The following is a 21,538-nucleotide window of genomic DNA, read 5'->3' on the forward strand; positions in this document are numbered from 1 at the left end:
CTAGTTTTGAGGGAATAAGTTCTCTTATAGTGTGGTGGCGATAGCCTAAAGGATACACCCGTTCCCATGCCGAACACGGAAGTTAAGCTTTAGCACGCCGATAGTAGTTGGGGGATCGCCCCCTGCGAGGATAGGACGTTGCCACGCGAACGAAAGAACCCAGTGATTGGGTTCTTTTTTTATTGTCATTGATTGCAAAATCAGTGATAATAAGAGTATGCCGCTTTAGCTCAGGAGGTAGAGCGTTTCCATGGTAAGGAAGAGGTCGTTGGTTCAAATCCAATAAGCGGCTTATCAGTGTAGATTGGGACCGGCTTGTAAAAATAAGAACCGCACTGGAACAGCATTCCGGTACGGTTCTTATTTTTTTGAATCCGTTAGACACCATTAGCATTTGCGCGAAGCTTACGTATCATGCTTTCTTGTTCAAATTGAGGTTAGGGTTCTGCTCAGTAGATTCATTTAGCAGATCAATGCGTCTACAATTCTGGTAGCTACTTTAGCTTTCAGTACGGCAATCGGGTAAGCTTAGCAATCGACCGTGATTATATGCGTCCGGGTCCCAGCCGCTGGGAGATGGCCTATAGGTCGCTTCTCGTGAGCTGGCAAATAGGCTACCTGCGTGTGCCGACCCCTGATTGCCAGTCCGATACGAGACACACTGCATGCTGAATAACCCGTTAAATTACTTCCGATTGAACTCATTAATGCCCTTGTCTTCCGGAGGTTTCCCGCTGTATACTTTACCTGTATGTCAGAATTAAACAGGATTGGAGATAGGGAAATGAAGTTAAAGATCATGGCATTGAGTTTGGCGATTGCCGGGGCCTGGAGTTTGGGTACCGGGGCAGTGTCCGCTCAAGCCAGCACCACGCAGCACATCGTTTCACAAAAATCAGTGACGAAATTTGGTAAAGTCACTGGCAATCCAGCTGGGAGTCTGTATGCCTTCCATACCAGTGATGGGGCATTGACGTTGAGCGCGACGCATCAACTGAAAAACTTCAAGCACACGGCTTGGGAGATTAGTAAATCTGCGCTGGTCCAAAAGGCTAACGGGAAGACTTACCGCTACTATTACGTCAAGGCGCTCGGCACCAAGCAAACGGCGCGCGGCTGGGTTTGGCGGCATTATTTAAAGACTCCCAAGACAGTTAAGCTAGGGGCGCCCTACGTCAGCCAACAGGCCGTGAAAGCCTGGATGGGGTGCGAATCTGCTAGTTTACTGGAAGGCTTGCACTACAAGGGTGTGCTGAAATCCACTGGCTTAGTGGCCTTCATGAAGCATTTGCCACGCAGTAAAAATAATAATCCTAATAATGGGTTTGCGGGCAGCCCCTACAAGGTGACGCCGGGGGTCTTCCAGTCGATTTTCCCACGGCCATTGGCCAAATGGGGGAATACCTACACGCCCGTGAAGAATATCAGCGGTGCCAAGCTCAGTCAGTTGCGGTCACAATTACGGCGGCACAATCCCGTGGTCGTTTACGTGACGCTGCACTTTGCTAAGGCCCAATACGGTCATTACTTCTGGGGAACCGGGATTAACAACAGCCACGTCATGTTGCTAGATGGTTACCGCAAGGGCGGCTACCACGTGGCTGACCCGAACCATGGGAAGTACTGGGTCAGTGCGGCTAAATTCGCTCGCAGCTACAATTACAAGCACTTCGCTGTGGCCGTTGAAGGGAGATAGTGGTATGAGCAATTGGGTCAGAGTTTTCAGTGGTATGTGCATCGGTCTCGGTTTACTAGGGGCAGGCGTTACCGCTCAGGCGCAACCGGTGACCACCAAATCCGGGCGGACGACCAATTCACGAATCGTCCGGAGCGCTGGCTGGCGCTTATGGAGCAAGCCTGACATCAAGCAAGCTACAGTTCGCCGCAAGACGGGGAAGCTGAAAGGTAAGCTGGTTCAAATCGACCGAGTGGCCCGCGTGGGTCAAGCCAGTTACCTGCAAATCAGCCGTCGAGGCCACGTTTATGGTTGGCTTAATCAAAAAGGGTTACGGACTACTAAAAAAACCGTATTGCCGTACACCTACACGAGCCAATTATATCCGTTATACGCGCCGAACGGCTGTGAAGCAGCGAGCTTGAAAATGGCTTTGTCAGTCAAGGGAATCGCGACCAAGACGTCCCTCAAAACGATCATCAATAAAATGCCTAAGGCCAAGACACCTAAGAAGGGCTTCGTTGGCAACCCTTACACGGAGAGTCGGCCCGGAGAAACGCGGACGATTTATCCCAAACCACTAACGGCCTATACCAATACGTTTGACGCCCGCGCTGTCAACATTACTGGCGCGACGAAGAATCAGTTGATCCGGGAAATCAAGCGGGGCAACGCGGTAATTTTTGCTGGGGCTTGGCGTATGCAAGGGTCCCGTCCGTATCACGTTTTGACACTCGTTGGGTATCAACGGGGGCAGTTTTTAGTGGCCGATCCGTACATGAAGAAGAGTTGGCCGAATAAAGTTTATTGGACCGGAACGCGTAATTTTATGAAAGTGTACCAATCCCGCCACTCGCGGGCGATTGCGGTGCGTTAAGCCGCGACTCGGAATCATCGTTCAAAGGCGGTGGTTCCTTTTTTGATTGTGCAAACAAGAACTTATTCTCTTCTGTCTGTTAACCTGATAGGATATTGATTATCGGAGAGAGAACAACAGGCAATTATAGACATTATTATTTTGGAGGAGACTAACATGGCACAAAACGTACGGACCACTCTTTGGTTGACCGCTGCAGCAACACTCGTGGGGACGGGCATGCTGCTGGAATCACCGAAGGCTAGCGCGGACGCGAGAGACAATGACAAATATACCCAGGTAAGCAGCAGACGGGGAGACAGGGTCAAGGATTGGATGCCTAGTCCAGAGCTGCAAAAGATTGTGTTGAAAACGCTTCAACAAATGGGAAAACGAATCAAGACAGAGCAAGACATTAAGCAGTCCCACATGAAGGAAATCAAAGAAATTATCGTGGATAATGATACCGTGGTGGGCAAAGGGGTCCAAAACCGGTTACCTGTAAGCCTGCAGGGATTGGAATACGCCACAAGCTTGCACACGTTGATTTTGGACGGGGGTGTGACCAATTACGACAATGAAGGTAACATCAATTATGGCGAACACCCACAAACGGCACCGCGTGGTAATGTGACGAACTTGGGGCCGTTGAAAGACATGAAAAATCTTCAAACGTTAAAGGTGATGAATAACCGGTTATCAGATATTCGGGCGTTAGCGGGAGTAACGAGTATTCGTGATTTGGACCTGAGCGGTTGTCAAATTGAAGACTTCAGTGTCTTGAGTCAACTGGCGTTGGAAAGCTTCAACGGCGATAATCAATTCATTTCCCGCCCAGTACTGTTAAAGGACAATAAGTTTAGTAGCAACATGCCCAACAAGACCATGACGCGGGATGGCAAACGCTACCAGATTAAAGCATTAGACAAATTTGCCGTGCCAATGTACGTTGAGGAAACTCGGCACAAGGATAACGGTGATTTCATTTCCGCGACGCCATTTTACCGGGTCCACTTCAGTGGTGGGGAAGCCAAACCGGATGGACAAGATGGGCTGACTTACGAAACGTTACATGTCCCAGAAACCATCAAGCCCGGCGATAACTTTACGGATGGCAAGTTGACCAACTTAGAGAACGGTAAAGACCGGCTCGCGATGTTGGGAGAAATCCGTGATCCAGAGAATCCAGACCGCGTGCTGTGGACCTTTGTTCAACAGTACCGGCCGAAGGATGAAGCTGCTCCTGTGAAGGTCCATTACGTTGATACGGAAGGCAAACAAATCAGCGAAGACGACATTTTAGAAGGTGGCCTGGGCCAAGCTTACGATGCACAACCTAAGGATGTTGAAGGCTACACTTACAAGGAAACTAAAGGGGAGCTGACCGGATCCTTTACTCAAAGTGAACAAGAGGTCACCCACGTCTTTGAGGTCACTTCGACGGATGTCGATGACGATGATGAGGACGAGGATGACAATGATGGCAACGGCTCAGACAACAACGGCAATGGATCCGGCGGTAATGGCGGCGACAATAACGGCGCTAACAACGGTGGCGACGAAAACAACTCCGGCAATGAAGGCGGCAACGGCTCCGATAACGGTGGAGATGGAAACAACACTGGCAATGAAGGAGACGGCGACGACGCTAACAACGGCGGAGGTGGGAATAACTCCGGCAACGAAAGCGGCGGCAACGGTTCCGACAACGGCGGAGATGGGAACAACTCTGGCAACGACGGCGACGGCTCCGACAACGGTGGAGATGGAAGCAACTCTGGTGACGAAGGAGACGGTAACGGCTCTAACAACGGTGGAGATGGAAGCAACTCTGGTAACGAAGGAGACGGTAACGGCTCTAACAATGGTGGAGATGGGAACAACTCCGGCAACGAAGGTGGTAACGGTTCCGACAACGGCGGAGATGGAAACAACACTGGCAATGAAGGAGACGGCGACGGCTCTAACAACGGTGGAAATGGAAGCAACTCTGGTAACGAAGGAGACGGTAACGGCTCTAACAACGGCGGAGATGGGAACAACTCCGGCAACGAAGGTGGCAACGGTTCCGACAACGGTGGAGATGGAAACAACTCTGATAACGAAGGCGGCAACGTAACTGGACCAGGAACTGGTGGCGGCAATAACGGTGGCGGTGGCCAACCAGGTGGGGGCAATGGCTCCGGTGGTGGTTCCGGTTCTGGCGGCGGTAACGGAAATGGTGGCAACGGTGGTGACGGCTCCGGTAGTGGAGACGGTGACGGCGATGGCGACGGTTCCGACAACAACGACGGAGATACTGGCTCTGGCGACGGCAACGACGGAGATACTGGCTCTGGCGACGGTTCCGACAACAACGACGGAGATACTGGCTCTGGCGACGGCAACGACGGAGATACTGGCTCTGGCGACGGCAACGACGGAGATACTGGCTCTGGCAACAACAACGGCGGAGATACTGGCTCTGGCGGCAACGACGACGGAGATACTGGCTCTGGCAACAACAACGGCGGAGATACTGGCTCTGGCGGCAACGACGGCGGAGATACTGGCTCTGGCGACGGCAATGACGGAGATACCGGTTCTGGCAACGGGAACGGAAACGGATCTGAAGGCGGCAACGGGAACGGAAACGGATCCGAAGACGGCAACGGGAACGGAAATGGTTCCGAAGGCGGCAACGGGAACGGAAACGGATCTGAAGGCGGCAACGGGAACGGAAACGGCTCTGAAGGTGGCAACGGGAACGGAAACGGCTCTGAAGGCGGCAACGGGAACGGGAACGGATCCGAAGGCGGCAACGGGAACGGAAACGGATCTGAAGGCGGCAACGGGAACGGAAACGGATCCGAAGACGGCAACGGGAACGGAAATGGTTCCGAAGGCGGCAACGGGAACGGAAACGGCTCTGAAGGTGGCAACGGCAACGGTAATGGTTCCGAAGGCGGCAACGGGAACGGAAACGGATCCGAAGGCGGCAACGGGAACGGAAACGGCTCTGAAGGCGGCAACGGCAACGGTAATGGTTCCGAAGACGGCAACGGGAACGGTAATGGTTCCGAAGGCGGCAACGGGAACGGTAATGGTTCCGAAGGCGGCAACGGGAACGGAAACGGATCCGAAGGCGGCAACGGGAACGGTAATGGTTCCGAAGGCGGCAACGGGAACGGTAATGGTTCCGAAGGCGGCAACGGGAACGGAAACGGATCCGAAGGCGGCAATGGGAACGGTAACGGCTCCGGTAGCGGTGACGAAAACGAAAACGATACTGGTTCCGGCGGGAATAACAGTGGCAATGGCAATAACAACGGCAACGGCAATACCGGTGGCAACAACGATGGCAACAACTCCGGCAGTGGCAATAATACCGGTAACGGTAACAACGGTAACACTGGCGATGGCGCTGGTAACGGCAACACTGGTAGTAACAACGGCAACACTGGTGGGAGCAATACCGGCACCGGCAGCGGCAATAACACCGGTGGCGGTAACACGACTGGCAGTGGTAGCGGCAATGGCAATACTACTGGCAACGCCAACGATACCGGCAATACTGGCACCGGCAATAACGGTTCTGGTAACACGACTGGTTCCGGTAGCACCGGCACTGGTACTGGTTCAACTGGCAGTTCAACCGGGGCATCAGATGTCGAAGATGATGCCGAAGACCAAGAAATCACCGGATCCGACACCGATGATTTAACTGGTAGCACGGGGGGCAGTTACGGTGGTAGCAGTTCACCGAGTGGCATGAGTTACGGTGGCGGTTCCGGGTCCTCCGGTTACTCCGGTGGTAGCGGCTCTGGTTCTGGTTCCGGGAGTTACGGTCATTCCAACGGTGGTACGAGTGGCGGCGGTTCCGGCTTCCTACCACAAACGGGCGAACAACAGTCCAAGCTCGCTTGGTTCGGTGCATTATTAGCCGCCTTCACCCTGAGCGGCTGGAAGAAACGTCGCGACCACGAGTAAGCAGAATAGAAAATGCACATTCGTTAAGCTGGCAAATAGCCAGTCCTTAGCAGATGTAGCCAACAAAAAGGAGGGAAACAATGCGTAGCAAAACAGAAAACGTTCCGGTAACGTTTACCCCGTTACACTGGTTGGGTAGCTTGCTGGCGGCGTTTCGCGAAGAGAGTTACGATCCTAAGCAACCACGTTAATCACTACTGGCATAAAGAAAGGACCGGGATAAATGGCTATCCCGGTCCTTTTACATACTAAAATGAATTAAGCTTCCGCCTGTTGGCGTTGATGGAGGTGGTCCCAGGCGCGCGTCAATTCGGCGGTGTAGGCGTTGAAGCCCACCTGATTGAGGTGTTCATGCGCAGTGGCGCGGTCGAAATAAGCGACGCGTTGGAGTTCCTCACGTTGAATTGTAAAGTCGGCCAACGTTTGGTCCGTTTGGAAGGCGAACCAGGCTTCAATCCAGTGGGAGTGCGGCTGTAACCAGAAATTATCGGCCGGACTCACGGGGATGTCGATGCCCAATTCTTCATGAATTTCGCGGTGCATGGCCGCCGTGATGGTCTCGCCCGCCACGACGGAGCCGCCAACGGAACAATCCCAGCAGTCGGGGAAATTCAACTTATTGGGGGACCGTTGTTGCAAAAGCACTTCACCAGCGGTGTTGAAAATAAAGGCATCGACCACCAGATGAAAGCAACCCGCGCGAACGGGGTCTTGGCGCTGTTGTTGGCCGACGCGCTGGAGGCGCTGGTTATAGACGTCCCAATATTCACTTAAACGGTCTGCGGCCATGTCGGTCATCTCCTTACCTTTAATCCTAGCGTACCACTTTTAGGGCTAAAGGTTGACCCACAAATTTAATAAATGGATCAGTCGGTCTCGTAACGCGTAATTTCAAATTGATGATTTTCGTATTTGGCCATGTACACGTCGCGAATATTTTCCACCCCGTGTTGTTTGAGTTGGGCCAGCAACCACGCTTCATCGTGACTCATCAGTTCTAAGACGTCGTAGTCAATCTGACCGTCAACGATGACCGGGTAACGAATTGACCCGTCGCCTTGACGCAAGACGGTGAGGCTGCCATTTTGTTCAACGATGGCCCGCTTCACATCATTAATCTGGTAAACGCCAGCAGTCCGCAGCTTGAAGTCGATTTCTTTAGCGGAGAGGTTGGCTTTGAGGCAGTTGTGGACCAACAGTTGGCCATTACGAATCACGGTGATGGGGCCACCGTCAATGAATTTGCCAATGGCCCGGACGTGGATTTTCAGGTAGCGGGTCACTAAGATCAGTAGCGACCAAATCAGGAGGACGATGACAAACTGAATCAGGGTGACGGCGGAGTTGTAAATGACCCCGCCGACGATGCCCCCTAAGACGTAGTTTTGCACCTGGTCAATGGCCGAGGTGGGTGCCAGGTTCCCCTTGCCAGAGAAATTGATGAGCAGCGTCATAAAAACAAAACCGACTAGTAATTTAATAAAGACATCTGAATAGACGAACATAGCTTACTCCTTTACGATGGTGACTTTCGGCCGATGTAGCTGGACGCGCTCGAGTACGTAGGCGGAGCCGTCCGAATTATAATCTAAACGATAATAGCCGCTGGGGGCCTTGATCAGCAGGTTCGTGTTCGTGGTGGTCGCGTTGACCGCTAACTTACTGGGTTGGACGTCTAATTGCTGGGCAACGTTTTTCACAGTCGCCGTAATCTCGCCAGTCTGTTCGGTGGCCGAACGCAACGAGACCAGACTGTTGATTTGAAAACCTAAAACGAGCAATAATAACGTCCCCGTAATAATACTCATATCTTTATATTTGACGTTCCACCGGTGACGCAGATAGTAAACAAATAAGCCGACGAAAACGGCTAGTAGCGCGATAATCAGCCCGATGCGCAGGTATTGCCAGCTACTGTGATGCGTGGTGAGATAGCCATAAGTATAGAATGTCATCGTATACTCCCTTCAATTGTTACTAGGGGTTATTTTATCACGAAATTTGTTGTGTGGGGGAAATGAGGCAACCAGTCTTTTAATTAGAATACAGTGAGAGTATAATGAGAATATTTATAAAAAGGAGGTGTCGCCATGGACGTACGGATTACGAATCGCCAGTCGATCATCCAAATCGTAAAAGCGGCTAGTAGCGATATCATTGGGACACTGGGTGGCGACACCTTCAGCTTTGCTTTGGGATTGATGCTGTTGCACGCCACACATTCGGCCATCAGTTTTGGCTTGGGGTCAATCATTTATCCACTGGTGGGCCTGTTACTGGTCCTCCCCGTGGGCAATCTGGTCGATCGACGGCGGCACAAACCGTTACTTTTGATGAGTCGGGGGGTGGTCGTCGTGAGCTTTGGCGTGTACGCCTTAGTGGCCCCACACGTCAGTAATGTCATGGCACTGGCAGTGATTATCTTGACGATTATTGCCTGTGCGGACAAGGTCACGATCACGACTTACACGGCATCGGTCCACGAACTGGTCAACGACGAGCACGTCAAGACCCTGGCAACCATTGAACAGGCGGCGACGGCTGGCATCCAGCTGATTTCACCAGTCTTAGCGGCGGCGCTGTATTCTTGGATTGGGTTTGAAGGTATCGTCCGTGTGGAGTTAGTCGTCGAGATGACGACCTGGCTGATTGCGCTGAGCATGCGGTTTCACCCGTTGGCGGCGGACGATGAGGCGACCGGCGAAACGGCCAAGTCGCCTTGGGAACAGTTCAAGGTGGGGCTCGACTTTATTCGGACCCACTTTACCTTGCAGGCCGTGGTCTACATGGGAATCTTTCTTAACTTTTTGCTAGCTTCTATCGACGTCGGCTTGCCGTACGCATTAGTCCAAACGCGGCACTTGGGCAACGACCGGTTGAGCTGGGTCCTGAGTGCCTTTGCCGGCGGGGTATTACTGGGTAACGTGGCCCTGACGGCACTGCCGCGCTTTAAAAACGTCTTGCTGGTGGTCTTGCGGCTCTCCATGGGACTGGGCGGCATCATCGCCGTATTTGGCATCTGCTTCATCGCGCCACTCCAGGGGATGACGCTGATTGGGTGGTTGATTGGCCTGTCCCTGATTTCCGGAGTGATGCTGGCATTCGTCAACACGCCCATGTCCGTATACATGCAGATGACCGTGCCAACCAAATTGCTGGGGCGCGTCGGGTCAACGTTTAGCACCTTGATGCAACTGGCCTTGCCGTTAGGGACCGCGGCGTATGGCCTGTTCTTTCAAAAATTCCCAGCCGGGCCGGTTTACCTGATAACGGGTATCGTCATCATCGGCTATATCGGGGTCAACTTCATCTTAGTTCATCGGCACGACGCCGCGGAGCAAATTAAGCGAGGTTGAGGACATTTCGTGCTAAACTCGAAGGCGTAGATTAGACGAAATGGAGGGTTCCAACTATGCAAGAGTTTGATATCGTGATTATTGGTGGCGGCCCCGGTGGCCTGGCAGCGGCGTACGGGCTACATGCTAGTGGCCTGCGGGTGGCGGTCGTCGAAAAGGACCTGTGGGGTGGCACTTGCCCGAACCGGGGATGCGACCCGAAGAAAATTCTGATGGCGGCAGTGGAAGCTCAGGGCCGCAGCGAAACCTTGCAGGGCCACGGCTTGACCAGCGTACCCCAGATTGACTGGACAGCCTTGATGGCCAAGAAACGTGCCTACACGGCGAAGATTCCCAGTGGCACCAAGAGTGGCCTGCAGGCGGCCGACATCGCGACCTTTGAGGGCACTGCCAGCTTTAACACCGACGGCACCCTGACCGTGGGCGAGACGCGCTTAAATGCGGCCAACTGGATCATTGCTACGGGCCAAGAACCGCGGCTGCTCGATATTCCCGGTAAGGAACTGTTACGGACTAGCAATGACTTCTTGGACTTGGATCAGCTGCCGGCAGACATTACCTTGATTGGTGCAGGCTACGTCGGGGTTGAACTGGCGGCCATTGCCAACGCTGCTGGCAGTCGCGTACATTTGGTCCACCACAATGACCGACCGCTGCGGGCCTTTGATGGCGACCTGGTCCACGACTTAATGGACCGTTTGACGGCTGAGGGCGTTGATGTGAAATTAAACACGGACGTGACCGCCGTGGCTGCGGTCGATGACCAGTATCAACTGACGACGGCCAGTGGGGATACCTGGACGTCTGATTTGGTCTTTGCCACGGCTGGGCGGACGCCAGTGATCGACGACTTACATCTGGAACGCATCGACGTGGTCACGACACCACACGGCATCTCGGTCAACGGTCGACTCCAGACGACCAATCATCACGTGTTTGCGCTGGGCGATGTGGTCGATCGGCCACAACCCAAATTAACGCCGGTGGCTGGCTATGAAGGCCGTTACCTGACGGATGCGCTGACTAACGGGGATGCGGACCCTATCAGCTACCCGGTCATTCCGTCGGTCGTTTACGGAAAAACCCAACTGGCACAGCTGGGGGTAACACCCGCGCAAGCCGAAGAGGCACCGGAAAAATACCACGTCAACGACTTGGATTTGACCCACTGGTACAGCTACCAACGCACGGCCGACCCGGCCGCCAGAATCAAGGTCGTGGTTGACCAGATCAGTGGCAACATCGTCGGTGCCGCGGTCTTGAGCGGTGAGGCCGAACAAGTTATCAACTACCTGGACTTCGTGATTCAAAACCACATGAGCACGGCCGACATCAACCAAACGATTTTGGCGTACCCAACGCTGGCTTCAGATCTGACTTACTTTAACTAGCCAGCGCAGGTGGGAAGATAAAAATTAGTTATTTACAACTTCGTAGTGAGGACTGGCTGTCTGCCAAATCTGGGTTGGAAACCGACCGAGTCTAAGAAGCGGTCTCGGCCTCGCTTTGAGCCGAAACGTGCGCCAACAGGCAACTGATTCCGCCTATTGTCACACCCTTTTTCAGCCTAAGAAAAAGCGCTTAAAACGCAAGCCAAACAGGAAACAAAATACGCACCCCTGGAAATTGTCCGGAGGTGCTTTTGTGTTGGCCAATTTTGGCGTATGATGGAATTTATTAATGGTTGTTGCGTGAGTGGGCTGTGGTCTGGGTCGACGGGATTTGCTGTTCAGAATATGTAAGTTGGCTTGCGTTGAGGAATGAGACCGTTCTTTAACTCGACCGCGCCCACCGTGTTCCGACGCTTCTCTGGCGAACGGCAGACGGCCAACAGTATAGTCCATCGCAACCGCAACGATTAACGAGACTAAAGAAGGAGGGATCCGCGTGGCATTTCTAGGAACGTTATGTTTGATATTGATTCTGACGACCTTGGCGGGCAACTTGTCTAACCGCTTAGGCGTGCCAGCAGTCATTGGTGAGTTACTAGTGGGCATTGTCCTGGGACCGGCGCTACTGAACTGGGTACACTTGAACAGTTTAGTCAGTTTATTCGCCGATATCGGGGTAGTGATTTTGATGTTTCTCGGGGGGCTGGAGAGCAATCTGCAGTTACTGATGAAGTATTTGCGCCCGGCTATCGTGGTGGCAACCTCCGGCGTGATTTTTCCGGTCGTCTTGATGGGCTTAACGTCTTGGTGGTGGGGCTTTACCCCGCTGGAATCACTCTTTATTGGGGTGATTTTCTCGGCGACCTCGGTCTCGATTTCGGTGGCCGTGTTAAAGGAATATCACGCCCTGACCACGCGAGAAGGGGCGACGATTTTAGGGGCAGCCGTGGCCGACGATATCATTGGCGTGATTTTACTGTCCTTGATGATCAGCCTGCTGGCTAGCCAGGGTATCCAGACGGCGGGCAGTCAACCCGCGCTGGCATTGGTTTTGCTGGAACAGGTCGTCTTCTTCGTGGGGACATACGCCTTGGTCAAATGGATTGCACCGTACTTAATGCACTTGAGTGAACGACTGGTGGTCCCGTCTAGCGTGACCATCATGTCGATGGTTATTTGTCTGGGGATGGCTTGGATCGCCGATATCGTTGGCTTGAGTGGGGCCATTGGCGCATTCTTCGCCGGTATCGCCGTGGCCCACACGTCGTACCGCGCTGTGTTGGTCGACCACGTGGAGCCGCTGGGCAATGCCATTTTCATTCCGGTCTTCTTCGTTAGCGTCGGTCTGAACATGACCTTAGACCATTTGGTGGAAAACTTAGGTATCATCGTCATCTTAACGGTGCTCGCCTGCGTGACGAAGCTGATTGGCTGCGGCTTGGGTGCCCGGCTGAGCGGGTTTAATAGCAACAGCAGTACCGTCATCGGCACGGGGATGATTGCCCGGGGCGAAATGGGCTTGATCACCGCTCAGATTGGTCACGAGGCGGGCTTGCTCGCCGGTAGTGACTACTCCGCCATGATTTTAGTGATTATTTTAGCAACTATTTTAGCGCCATTATTATTGAAACAGGCATTGAAACGGATGCCGGCTGGACGACCAGAAGAAGCCGTCTAGCAGTGTTGGGGAACACGGAAAAATTTGTCAAAGGGGTAGGGAAGCAACATGCGGTTTAATCGATTATTTTATCGCCAAATCGAGTTTTGGCTTGGTGTAATGCTAGTGTTGGCCGGACTGGTCTTTCTATTGATTGGTCAGGCGTTGACCATCAGCTGGTGGTTGACGATTGTCGAAATTTTAATTGGGGTGGCCCTCATCGTGGATTGTCTGATTGACAGTTGGCGCTAGTGGGGTCAGAAAAGGCGCCTGGGATGCCTCCCGGACGCCTTTTCCAATTTGCGGGTTCTAGATTGGTTAACCCTACCTTACCGAAGTTAGTCGCCGTCGTCAACGATTTTCGTTTTAACTGAGAAATGGTTGGCGACAGCGACCGATGCCGCCTTAATGCAATTGCCCAGCTAGCGGGACTGGTGAAATTTGTTCGAATAGTTAATAATCAGGCTTGCTTTCTAACTGGAAGACGCGTAAATTTAATTGCGAGATGAATGACACACGAGTATTCAAGGGAGGAACCACCATGAGTAAACCCTATTTTCTAATTGGCTTAGCCGCCGTCAGCTTCGGCCTGGCAGCGACCAGTTTGACGAGTGCCCAAGCGGCTACTTGGCACAAAGGAACGCCCAAGGTCATGCGCCACACCTGGTATTATAACGGCAAGGCGGATAACAAGGCTTATATCACCTACAGTCAGACCAAGAGTACCGGCAACCTGTTCGGCTACGATGACGCCAGCGAGAGTTACTACCGACTGCCCGGCTATGGCTTGAAAAAGCTGAAATACCAGTCACTGGGCAAGCACGTCTACCGGTTGTCCGGCATCCAGTATTCGCCTAAGGGCAGTACGGTCCAGTTCGACGGCCAGCGGATGACGTACAAGGTGAAGGCGACGAAGAAGCAACTGCATTTCTATAAGGGCTACCACAATTATGTCCGCAAGGCGGCCTTCGCCACGATTAAGACGCCGAGTACTTTGAAATAGCGGAGCGCCTGCGTCAGCTCAGCTGGGCAGCAGAATCAACAGTAACAGCATATGAAAAAACAGCTTCCCACCGCGATTTGGTGAGAGGCTGTTTTTAATTTGCTGACTAAAGATTGAAAGTAACATCAACGCGGTAGTTCTCGGAACGACAGTGTTCTGTCCACTAGATTAGTGAAATCAGGAGCCTGCGTCAGCCAGAGATTCCGCCTGCTCTGGGGAACACCTCCACCTCTGGCTGCCTCCGGCGAGTTGTGATTACCTGCAATCTTGTCTTAGTTAAAGACTAGTTGTCAAATCAGCCGCTACCTGTGGCTAAACCAACTGTTACTAGCAAACACTCTTGTAGCCGAGAGTCCGCCCACCGCGTTCCAACCCATAGTTGGCGGACGGTAGGCGGCCAGCTCCAACTACGAAGCTGTAAATGACTAATTTTAACGTGAGAAGTCGCATAGTGATAATGTTCTAGCTGATTTTCATCTTTCAACCTTCAGTTGCTGATTAATTTTGGAATTCATGTTCAATCGTCAGGTCCGCCGCCGGAATCTTGTCGGAGGCAATCAGCGGGGAGGCGGGGCCAATCGACAACAGGGTCAGGTGGTGCATGGCCCGCGACGCAATCGTGTAGAGCGTCCCGGTCAGCTGCTCATCGGGGTAATTGTCAGCGGAAACGTTGTAGGCAATCACACTGTCGAACTCCAATCCCTTGGCCAGGTAGATTGGCAACACCACCACACCCTTAGGCAGGGAGCGGTCGGTGTCAGTCAGCCGGGTCAGGTCGAAGTCGCGGTGCAGTTCTTGATAAACGTACTTGGCTTCGGCTGTGCTCTTGGTGAGAATGGCCACGGTTCCGTTGGTGGCTAGCTCGACCGTCAATTCGTGCGCCAGGGCCTTGAAGGCCGCCGCCGTGTCGTAACGGATGATGACCTTGGGTAAGTCACCGGGCCGGTTGAAGGCCTCAATCTGGTCGCCATCAGGCAGGAGGGCCTTGGCAAACGTCGTGATGGGTAGCGTCGAGCGGTAAGACCGCCGCAGCGTGATCAGCCGTGAGCGTTTGACGTTAAGCGCGGCGTCCAGCTTTTTCAAGATGGCTTCGGGGGCCTCGACAGCCTTGAAGAGGGCCTGTTCGCTGTCGCCCAGCAACGTAAGCTTGGCGCGCGGAAAGGCGTGTTGCAGGTAAATCAGTTGAGCCATCGAGTAATCCTGCATTTCATCGACGAAGAGGTGCTGCATCCGGTGGTTTGCCCCGCCACCAGCTAAAATATCGCGCAAATACAGCAACGGTGCGGCATCGGTCAATGCCAAACGGTGGAACTCAATGTCGTGTTGGTAGCCGTCGATCACTGTTTGCCAGTCAGCCGCCGTCACGTCGTCGGGTAGCGGGCACTGTTTGAGAAATTCAGTGAACTGGCTGTAGGCGTCCAGAAAGTAGCCGTTGTAAATGGCATCGTCCACGGACCGTAATCGGCGCCGCACGATTTGCCGGGCAATGAAGTCAATCTCGTCATCGAGCTGTTCAAATTGGCCCAGGTGCTTTTCGCCCAGTAGATTGTGATAATCCTCGTCGCTGAGCTGGTCGATGGTGTCACGGACCCAGTCAGCCTTGGCTTCCTCGGCAATGCGGTGCTTGAGCCGTTTTTCCAGCTCGTTCTTAGTCCGCAACAAGCGATCGGCAGGTGCGGCGGCCAACGGAATTTGTCGGTAGATGTCGCGAATCTCTTCTTTACTGAAGAACACCCGGCTCTTGAAGCGGATGTCCGTGAATTTCAGGTCGTCGGCGCGACAGTGCAGGCAGTAGTCACGTACGGCCGTCATCATTGCGGCACTTTCGCGGAACTGGCGTAGCGGTAGGTTGACCGGCGTTTGTTGGTCGGCTTCGTAGCGCTCGAATTGCGTTTGGACGTTCAGCCCTTGGAAGCGTTGCGTGAGAAATTCTGCCAGGGTGACCTGGCGCATGTTGCGCTCACCCAAGCTGGGGAGCACGTCACTGATGTAGTGGCTGAACAAGCGGTTGGGCGAGAACAAGACGATTTGGTCAGCCTCGAGGTCGCGGCGACTGTGGTACAGCAGGAAGGCGATGCGCTGGAGAATGGCGGACGTCTTGCCCGACCCGGCAACCCCTTGGACCACGAGCAGGTCGCTCTTGGTATCACGGATGATGTCGTTTTGTTCTCGCTGAATGGTAGCCACGATATTTTGCATGGTGGCGTCGTTCTGTTCGCCCAAAGCGTGTTGGAGCATTTCATCACCAACAGTCTCGTTGGTGTCAAACATGCTTTCGATTTTGCCGTCTTGAATCAGAAATTGCCGCTTCTTCAAGAGGTCGGTCTGTTGTGGGCCGGCCGGTGTGTCGTAGGCGACCTGGCCCAGGACACCGTTGTAGTACACACTGGAAATCGGCGCGCGCCAGTCATAGACCAGAAATTCTTGGTCGTCGTTGACAAACGAGGCAGTTCCGATGTACAGCGATTCCGGTTGCGTTTCGTCCGGGTCCTGAATGTCGATGCGCCCGAAGTAGGGGGATTTCTGGAGTTCTTTAAAGGTATCAAGTTGTCCTTGAATAATGTTTTGGTTTTCCGTCAGCCGCGAGACTAAGGCCCGTTGCTGCTGGAGTTCGGCACTGGTTTCGATTCGGTCATCGACTTCAAACCAGTTGACCGAGGTGTTTTCGCTATAGTTCTTTAACACGTTACGCAGCTCTTGGTGCGCCGCGTCATAGTCGGCAGCGGTCTTATCGATGCGCTTGCCAATCTCATCACTCACGCGGTCGACGCGCTGTTGTTCCTGAGCTTCTTCGCTGGTGGTCAAAACGACCGCCTCCTTTGGGTAGACTAAAGTGCCTAACAAGTTTAGTCATTATTGGGGGCTGTGTCAATCAATCTAGCTTGGGAAGGGAGAAGTCAAATGAAGTGGGAATGTCTTTAATTTGAAATTGGCATAAGGAAGGCCATGAGTTTTGTGCATTTTGCATAAGAAAGCGCTTACTTAATTAGAGCGTTTTATGATACTCTTAATGTAAGGTAGTTATCAGTCAATGAAAATGGTGTCGCGCTTACACCATTCAGGCCTGAGATTACCGCAATACATAGGTGAAAGGATGAGTGTTATGCAAGGCTGGCAATTTACGAAGACTCATGCACCACTACAATTAGTTGAGGTCGCGGATCCCGTCGCGGCGGCAGGGCAAGTGGTCGTGGCTATCAAGGCGTCCGGGCTCTGTCACACGGACGTGACCATCATGGATGACCCGGGCTGGATGGACTTGGTACAGCCGCCCGTTATCTTGGGTCACGAGTGTGCGGGGGTCATCGAATCAGTCGGCACTGGCGTCAGCAAATTTAAACCGGGCGACCGCGTTGGCGTATGTCCCATTGATCCGGATACGCAGGTCTCCATTGGTGGTGTGGTCGACGGTGCCTATGCAAACAAGCTGGTCGTCCCGCAAACGGAATTGATTCCGTTGCCCGACAACGTCTCATTCATTGACGGCGCGGCGGCCACGGATGCCGGCATGACATCGCACCGGGCCATCTTTGGCGTCGGTGGCGCGCGGGCCGGGATGAAGGTCGGTATCGTGGGTATTGGCGGTATCGGTGATTTCGGTGCGCAGCTGGCAATTGCGGCCGGTTGCGATGTTTACGCCGCGGACCCGAAGCCGGAAGCCAAGCAGATGGCGGCGGCCATGGGGTGCAAGGCCATCTTTGATGACGTCAGTGAGATGAAAGACATCGCGCCTGATTTGATTGTGGACTTTGCAGGCTTTGATACGACCACAGCCCACGCGCTGTCAGTGGTCGCGCCGGGCGGCAAGGTCGTCGTGGTGGGGATGGGCATTCTCCACTCGACCATCAGTACCTGGGACCTGATTATGAAGCGGGCGCAACTCGTCGGCAGCATGGGCGGCGACAACTCAGACATCGCCTTTTGCTACGACGCGTTGTCTAAGGGCCTGGTCAAACCGGCACTGACCACCATTGACTTCAGCGAAATTGACCAAGGCTTGGAAAAGTTGCGGCAAGGTGGCGTCACCGGGCGGTTGATTGCGACGCAGGCGTAGTGTGATAAATGAATAGAAGTGAGGCCGTTCCCATGATGGGGCGGCCTTTTTTATAAATCAGATTATAATAAAACATAATTAAAATAATTTACATTAATAACGATGACTAGGGACGATAATCTGGTATACTGAGATTAAGCAAAATTCTGAGTTGATAGGTGGCATTGAAACGCTTGAATATTCAGTGAAAACTAGGTCGCTGATATCCAGGAGATGTTGGGGGAATTGGCGCAGAAGGTTTTCATTCCCGGAAAATTAATGAATGGGATTAACGTCTAACCCAGCAAAAGAGTAGTTATTAGTGATCCATAAGCACAAAAAAGGTGGAGGCGGCATTGGTCATGATAGTGGGAAGAATGGTGCGACTGTTGGTGATGGCGCTAATAGTCTTAACCGTTATGGGGATTCGGCAGCTAACTGAACCGTCGCGAGAGGTGGCGTTGGCGGCTACGATTCAAGGTGTGGGAGTCGAAAGCCCAGCACCAATTAAGGTTGCAGGGATATTTTTTAGTACGGGATTTAATTTGCAACCGGCTGATAGCTATACGTTTGTGGGACACGAAAAGACGCTGAGAACTTCGGTTGTGCGTCCGGTGACTGAAAGACTATTTGCTTCTCAAATTCAATGGTTTCAGTGGAAACAGGGGATGAATAGTTGGGACGAGGTTAAGGGGAAAAACAATTTCGACTTAACAGTCAAGCCACAGAAGACGGGAGAGATATATTATCAGGAAAAATACTCGTCTAAAGGATGGACAGGAGGATTGCTTGGTCAGAGTACCTGGTATTCACGAGTAGCTAAGTTAACAATTGCTTCCGAGCCAGTCTCAGCTAAGGAGCTAGCGATAACGACAGATAATAACTATCTTTACAACAATCAGCAAACTGCCCAGCAGACTTACGTACATGCCACCCCGATGCCCCCCAATGCTACCGGGGACCTCACGTGGTCGAGCTCCGATAAGTCTTTGGCTACCGTTGATGCCAAAACGGGCAAGGTCACAGCCAATACGCGTCGCTCAGCTGGCGTTGCTACCATCACGGGAACGATGACCAATGCTGACGGGACCTCTGTTTCGGCTAATGTCAAAATCACAATTGGTGAGGGCTTAACCGCACAAACAGTTGATGAAGGCCAGCCCGCCACGTTTAAAATTTTAGGAAAGTTTGATCAGACGCCTACTCAGGTCATCTGGCATCGGGTCGATGGTGCTGGCAAAGATACGGTGGTTAGCAGGCAGACTAAGATGAGCTATACGACTCCTGCCACGACACCAACTGATAATCACAACCAGTATTATGCAGAGATTAAAGTTAACTCTGATGGCAAAGAACAGACTATTACGACTGGTCAGGCAACGCTAAACGTTAATCCCAGCACGCGGCCTAGCGTTAATATCACGAATGCAATTAATGATAAAACTGATTTATGGAATTCTTCCAAGTCGACTGACATTGCGGTCATTGCCAACGATACCTGCCAGATTACTGGCATAGTGACTGATCAGAATCCGGCGTCGAAGCTCAGTACAGGTGATTTAGAATTTAATTTACCGCAAGAAGCGATCGTCTCTGGCGTCAGCGTCGACAACCAACCGGCGACTTACACCGCCGTCGCCGATAATCGTATGGACAAGACTTATGCCGTGCAGAATCAGGACTTTAGACAGACTAAAACGCACACGGTCGTCGTCACTTTTAAGATACCGAAGATGCCTAAAGGCCGCTACAAGACTGGTATTAAGTTGCGCGGATACGATGGACAGACGCCGCTCCAATCATTGGGAACTTTCAGTGGCAACGATGTGGTCCTGAACTTCACGGATGGCAAAATTGATATCAAGGCAAACGCTGTCAGTTTTGGTAACTTAACGATGCGCAACTTGGGACAGAACATACCAGGAAGGGCTACCGGAGATGGTGAATTGCTAGATGTTGCGGACCATCGGCGGGAGAAGACTGTTGAGCGGATTACGTTGCGCCAGGTCGCGCCATTGAGCAATAAAACCGGAGATTTACCCGCAACAATCAGCTTTGATCCGGGCCATCAGCACCCCTTACAGCCGCTATCGACCACCGCCCGCGATGTTGTGAGGACTAAAGATAATGAGACACTTTCCTCCATCGGGACTGTTCAGGGTCAAGGGCTAACGCTCAACGTGCATGCTTGGAAACCGGGCGTGTACACGACCGAATTGGACTGGGGTATTATCACGGCACCCTAAGAATTCCAGGTATTTGTAGCGGCCACTCACTATAAAAATCTTTGTAGAAGATACCAGTTTACTTTACGCAGAAAAACCACTAAAATAAAGGAATGGAACTTGATAAAAGTAGGCCAATTCCAGAGAGAAACCGCCCGAGCTGAAACGGTTTTATGGCCGAAGTGGGTCAAGCAATTTTTAACCAAATCGATAATAATTTATCGCGGTGTCACCGTTATTGACAAAAGTGGTGGTCATAGATGGCCACAATTTAGGTGGTACCGCGCAAGAGCGTCCTATTGGCATTGGCCAATGGGGCGCCTTTTTAGAAAAGGAGAATACGTTTAATGAGTAAAAAACACGTGATTTTAACTGGTGACCGTCCAACAGGTAAGTTGCACATTGGGCATTATGTTGGTTCCTTGAAGAACCGGGTCGCCCTACAGAATACCGGGGACTACGACACGTACATCATGATTGCTGACATGCAAGCCTTGACCGACAATGCCCGGGATCCCGAAAAGATTCGCCACAGTCTGTTACAAGTGGCCTTGGATTATTTGGCGGTGGGTATTGACCCAGCCAAGTCGACGATTCTGGTCCAATCCCAGATTCCCGCATTAAACGAACTGACGATGGCCTACTTGAACCTGGTTTCCGTTTCTCGGTTGAACCGGAACCCGACCGTTAAGACGGAAATCAAGCAAAAGGCCTTTGGTGAAAGTGTGCCCGCCGGTTTCTTCATCTACCCAGTCAGCCAAGCCGCTGATATCACGGCATTCAAGGCCGACACGGTGCCAGTAGGGGAAGACCAAGAACCTATGCTGGAACAGACCCGAGAAATCGTGCGGAGCTTCAACAACATTTACCAGCAAGAAATCTTAGTCGAACCCGAAGGTTACTTCCCACCAAAGGGCCAAGGCCGGATTCCTGGCTTAGACGGCAATGCCAAGATGAGTAAGTCCTTGGATAACGCCATTTACCTGGGCGACAGTGCCGACACGATTCAAAAGAAAGTGATGTCCATGTACACCGACCCAGAACACGTGCACATTGAAGATCCCGGTCACATCGAAGGCAACACTGTCTTCACTTACTTGGACATTTTTGCCGAAGACCGCGACCACGTCGAAGAACTCAAGGCGCAATACCAGCACGGTGGCCTCGGGGATGTTAAAATTAAGCGGTATTTAAACGAAGTCTTACAAGCTAAGCTCCAACCAATTCGGGAACGGCGAGAAGCCTTTGCGGCTGACGAAGGCGCTGTTTACGATATTTTGAAGCAGGGTAGTGAAAAGGCTAACCAGGTGGCCGCACAGACGTTACACGAAGTCCGGCACGCGATTGGCATCGACTACTTCGGCTAGGCTGAA

At 52.5% G+C, this 21,538-nt stretch carries 15 protein-coding genes, 1 tRNA gene and 1 rRNA gene; 13 read left to right on the forward strand and 4 right to left on the reverse strand.

Going from position 1 to position 21,538, the window contains the following annotated elements:
- Positions 1-30: 30 nt before the first annotated feature.
- The 5 genes from rrf to EKM83_RS07910 all read left to right on the forward strand — a co-directional run bounded on the left by rrf (position 31) and on the right by EKM83_RS07910 (position 6,500).
- Positions 31-147: ribosomal RNA gene (rrf, locus tag EKM83_RS07890) — 5S ribosomal RNA — on the forward strand.
- Between the two features lie 72 nt (positions 148-219).
- Positions 220-292, forward strand: a tRNA-Thr gene (locus tag EKM83_RS07895).
- A gap of 492 nt (positions 293-784) precedes the next feature.
- Entirely contained in the window at positions 785-1,696 is a 912-nt protein-coding gene (locus EKM83_RS07900) for a C39 family peptidase (RefSeq protein WP_164505627.1), read from the forward strand.
- A 4-nt stretch (positions 1,697-1,700) separates the two neighbouring features.
- Positions 1,701-2,552, forward strand: a complete 852-nt coding sequence (locus tag EKM83_RS07905) for a C39 family peptidase (RefSeq protein ID WP_164505628.1) — start codon at positions 1,701-1,703, stop codon at positions 2,550-2,552.
- Positions 2,553-2,708: 156 nt separating this feature from the next.
- Positions 2,709-6,500 (forward strand): MucBP domain-containing protein, encoded by a 3,792-nt coding sequence (locus tag EKM83_RS07910; protein WP_125576199.1) that lies wholly within the window; start codon positions 2,709-2,711, stop codon positions 6,498-6,500.
- Positions 6,501-6,758: 258 nt separating this feature from the next.
- Here the strand turns inward: EKM83_RS07910 and EKM83_RS07915 are convergent, their stop codons facing one another.
- From EKM83_RS07915 to EKM83_RS07925, 3 genes are all read right to left on the reverse strand, one after another.
- Positions 6,759-7,289: an NUDIX hydrolase gene (locus EKM83_RS07915; protein WP_125576201.1), complete on the reverse strand. Its 531-nt coding sequence runs from the start codon at positions 7,287-7,289 to the stop codon at positions 6,759-6,761.
- Between the two features lie 77 nt (positions 7,290-7,366).
- Positions 7,367-8,005: a DUF421 domain-containing protein gene (locus EKM83_RS07920; protein ID WP_125576204.1), complete on the reverse strand. Its 639-nt coding sequence runs from the start codon at positions 8,003-8,005 to the stop codon at positions 7,367-7,369.
- Positions 8,006-8,008: 3 nt separating this feature from the next.
- The gene (locus tag EKM83_RS07925) at positions 8,009-8,455 is read right to left on the reverse strand and encodes a DUF3290 domain-containing protein (RefSeq protein WP_125576206.1); all 447 of its coding nucleotides are present in this window, start codon (positions 8,453-8,455) and stop codon (positions 8,009-8,011) included.
- Between the two features lie 135 nt (positions 8,456-8,590).
- Here EKM83_RS07925 and EKM83_RS07930 point away from each other — a divergent pair, with 135 nt between their 5' ends.
- From EKM83_RS07930 to EKM83_RS07950, 5 genes are all read left to right on the forward strand, one after another.
- Positions 8,591-9,856 (forward strand): MFS transporter, encoded by a 1,266-nt coding sequence (locus tag EKM83_RS07930; protein ID WP_125576208.1) that lies wholly within the window; start codon positions 8,591-8,593, stop codon positions 9,854-9,856.
- Positions 9,857-9,912: 56 nt separating this feature from the next.
- Positions 9,913-11,247, forward strand: coding sequence for a dihydrolipoyl dehydrogenase family protein (locus EKM83_RS07935; protein ID WP_125576210.1), 1,335 nt, complete (start codon positions 9,913-9,915; stop codon positions 11,245-11,247).
- Between the two features lie 496 nt (positions 11,248-11,743).
- Entirely contained in the window at positions 11,744-12,925 is a 1,182-nt protein-coding gene (locus tag EKM83_RS07940; RefSeq protein WP_125576212.1) for a cation:proton antiporter, read from the forward strand.
- Between the two features lie 48 nt (positions 12,926-12,973).
- Positions 12,974-13,156 (forward strand): hypothetical protein, encoded by a 183-nt coding sequence (locus EKM83_RS07945; protein ID WP_125576214.1) that lies wholly within the window; start codon positions 12,974-12,976, stop codon positions 13,154-13,156.
- A 289-nt stretch (positions 13,157-13,445) separates the two neighbouring features.
- Positions 13,446-13,907 carry a hypothetical protein gene (locus tag EKM83_RS07950; RefSeq protein ID WP_125576216.1) on the forward strand — a complete coding sequence of 154 codons (462 nt, stop codon included), beginning with the start codon at positions 13,446-13,448 and terminating at the stop codon, positions 13,905-13,907.
- Positions 13,908-14,405: 498 nt separating this feature from the next.
- Here the strand turns inward: EKM83_RS07950 and helD are convergent, their stop codons facing one another.
- Entirely contained in the window at positions 14,406-16,712 is a 2,307-nt protein-coding gene (gene helD / locus EKM83_RS07955) for an RNA polymerase recycling motor HelD (protein WP_125576218.1), read from the reverse strand.
- Positions 16,713-17,010: 298 nt separating this feature from the next.
- Here helD and EKM83_RS07960 point away from each other — a divergent pair, with 298 nt between their 5' ends.
- From EKM83_RS07960 to trpS, 3 genes are all read left to right on the forward strand, one after another.
- On the forward strand, positions 17,011-17,961 hold the full coding sequence (locus EKM83_RS07960; RefSeq protein WP_125576220.1) for an alcohol dehydrogenase catalytic domain-containing protein: 951 nt from the start codon (positions 17,011-17,013) through the stop codon (positions 17,959-17,961).
- Positions 17,962-18,302: 341 nt separating this feature from the next.
- Positions 18,303-20,186: an Ig-like domain-containing protein gene (locus EKM83_RS07965; protein ID WP_125576221.1), complete on the forward strand. Its 1,884-nt coding sequence runs from the start codon at positions 18,303-18,305 to the stop codon at positions 20,184-20,186.
- 326 nt (positions 20,187-20,512) lie between these two features.
- The gene (gene trpS, locus EKM83_RS07970) at positions 20,513-21,532 is read left to right on the forward strand and encodes a tryptophan--tRNA ligase (protein ID WP_125576223.1); all 1,020 of its coding nucleotides are present in this window, start codon (positions 20,513-20,515) and stop codon (positions 21,530-21,532) included.
- The last annotated feature ends 6 nt before the right edge of the window (positions 21,533-21,538 follow it).

The organism is Levilactobacillus angrenensis (genome assembly GCF_003946085.1).
GTDB lineage: Bacteria > Bacillota > Bacilli > Lactobacillales > Lactobacillaceae > Levilactobacillus > Levilactobacillus angrenensis.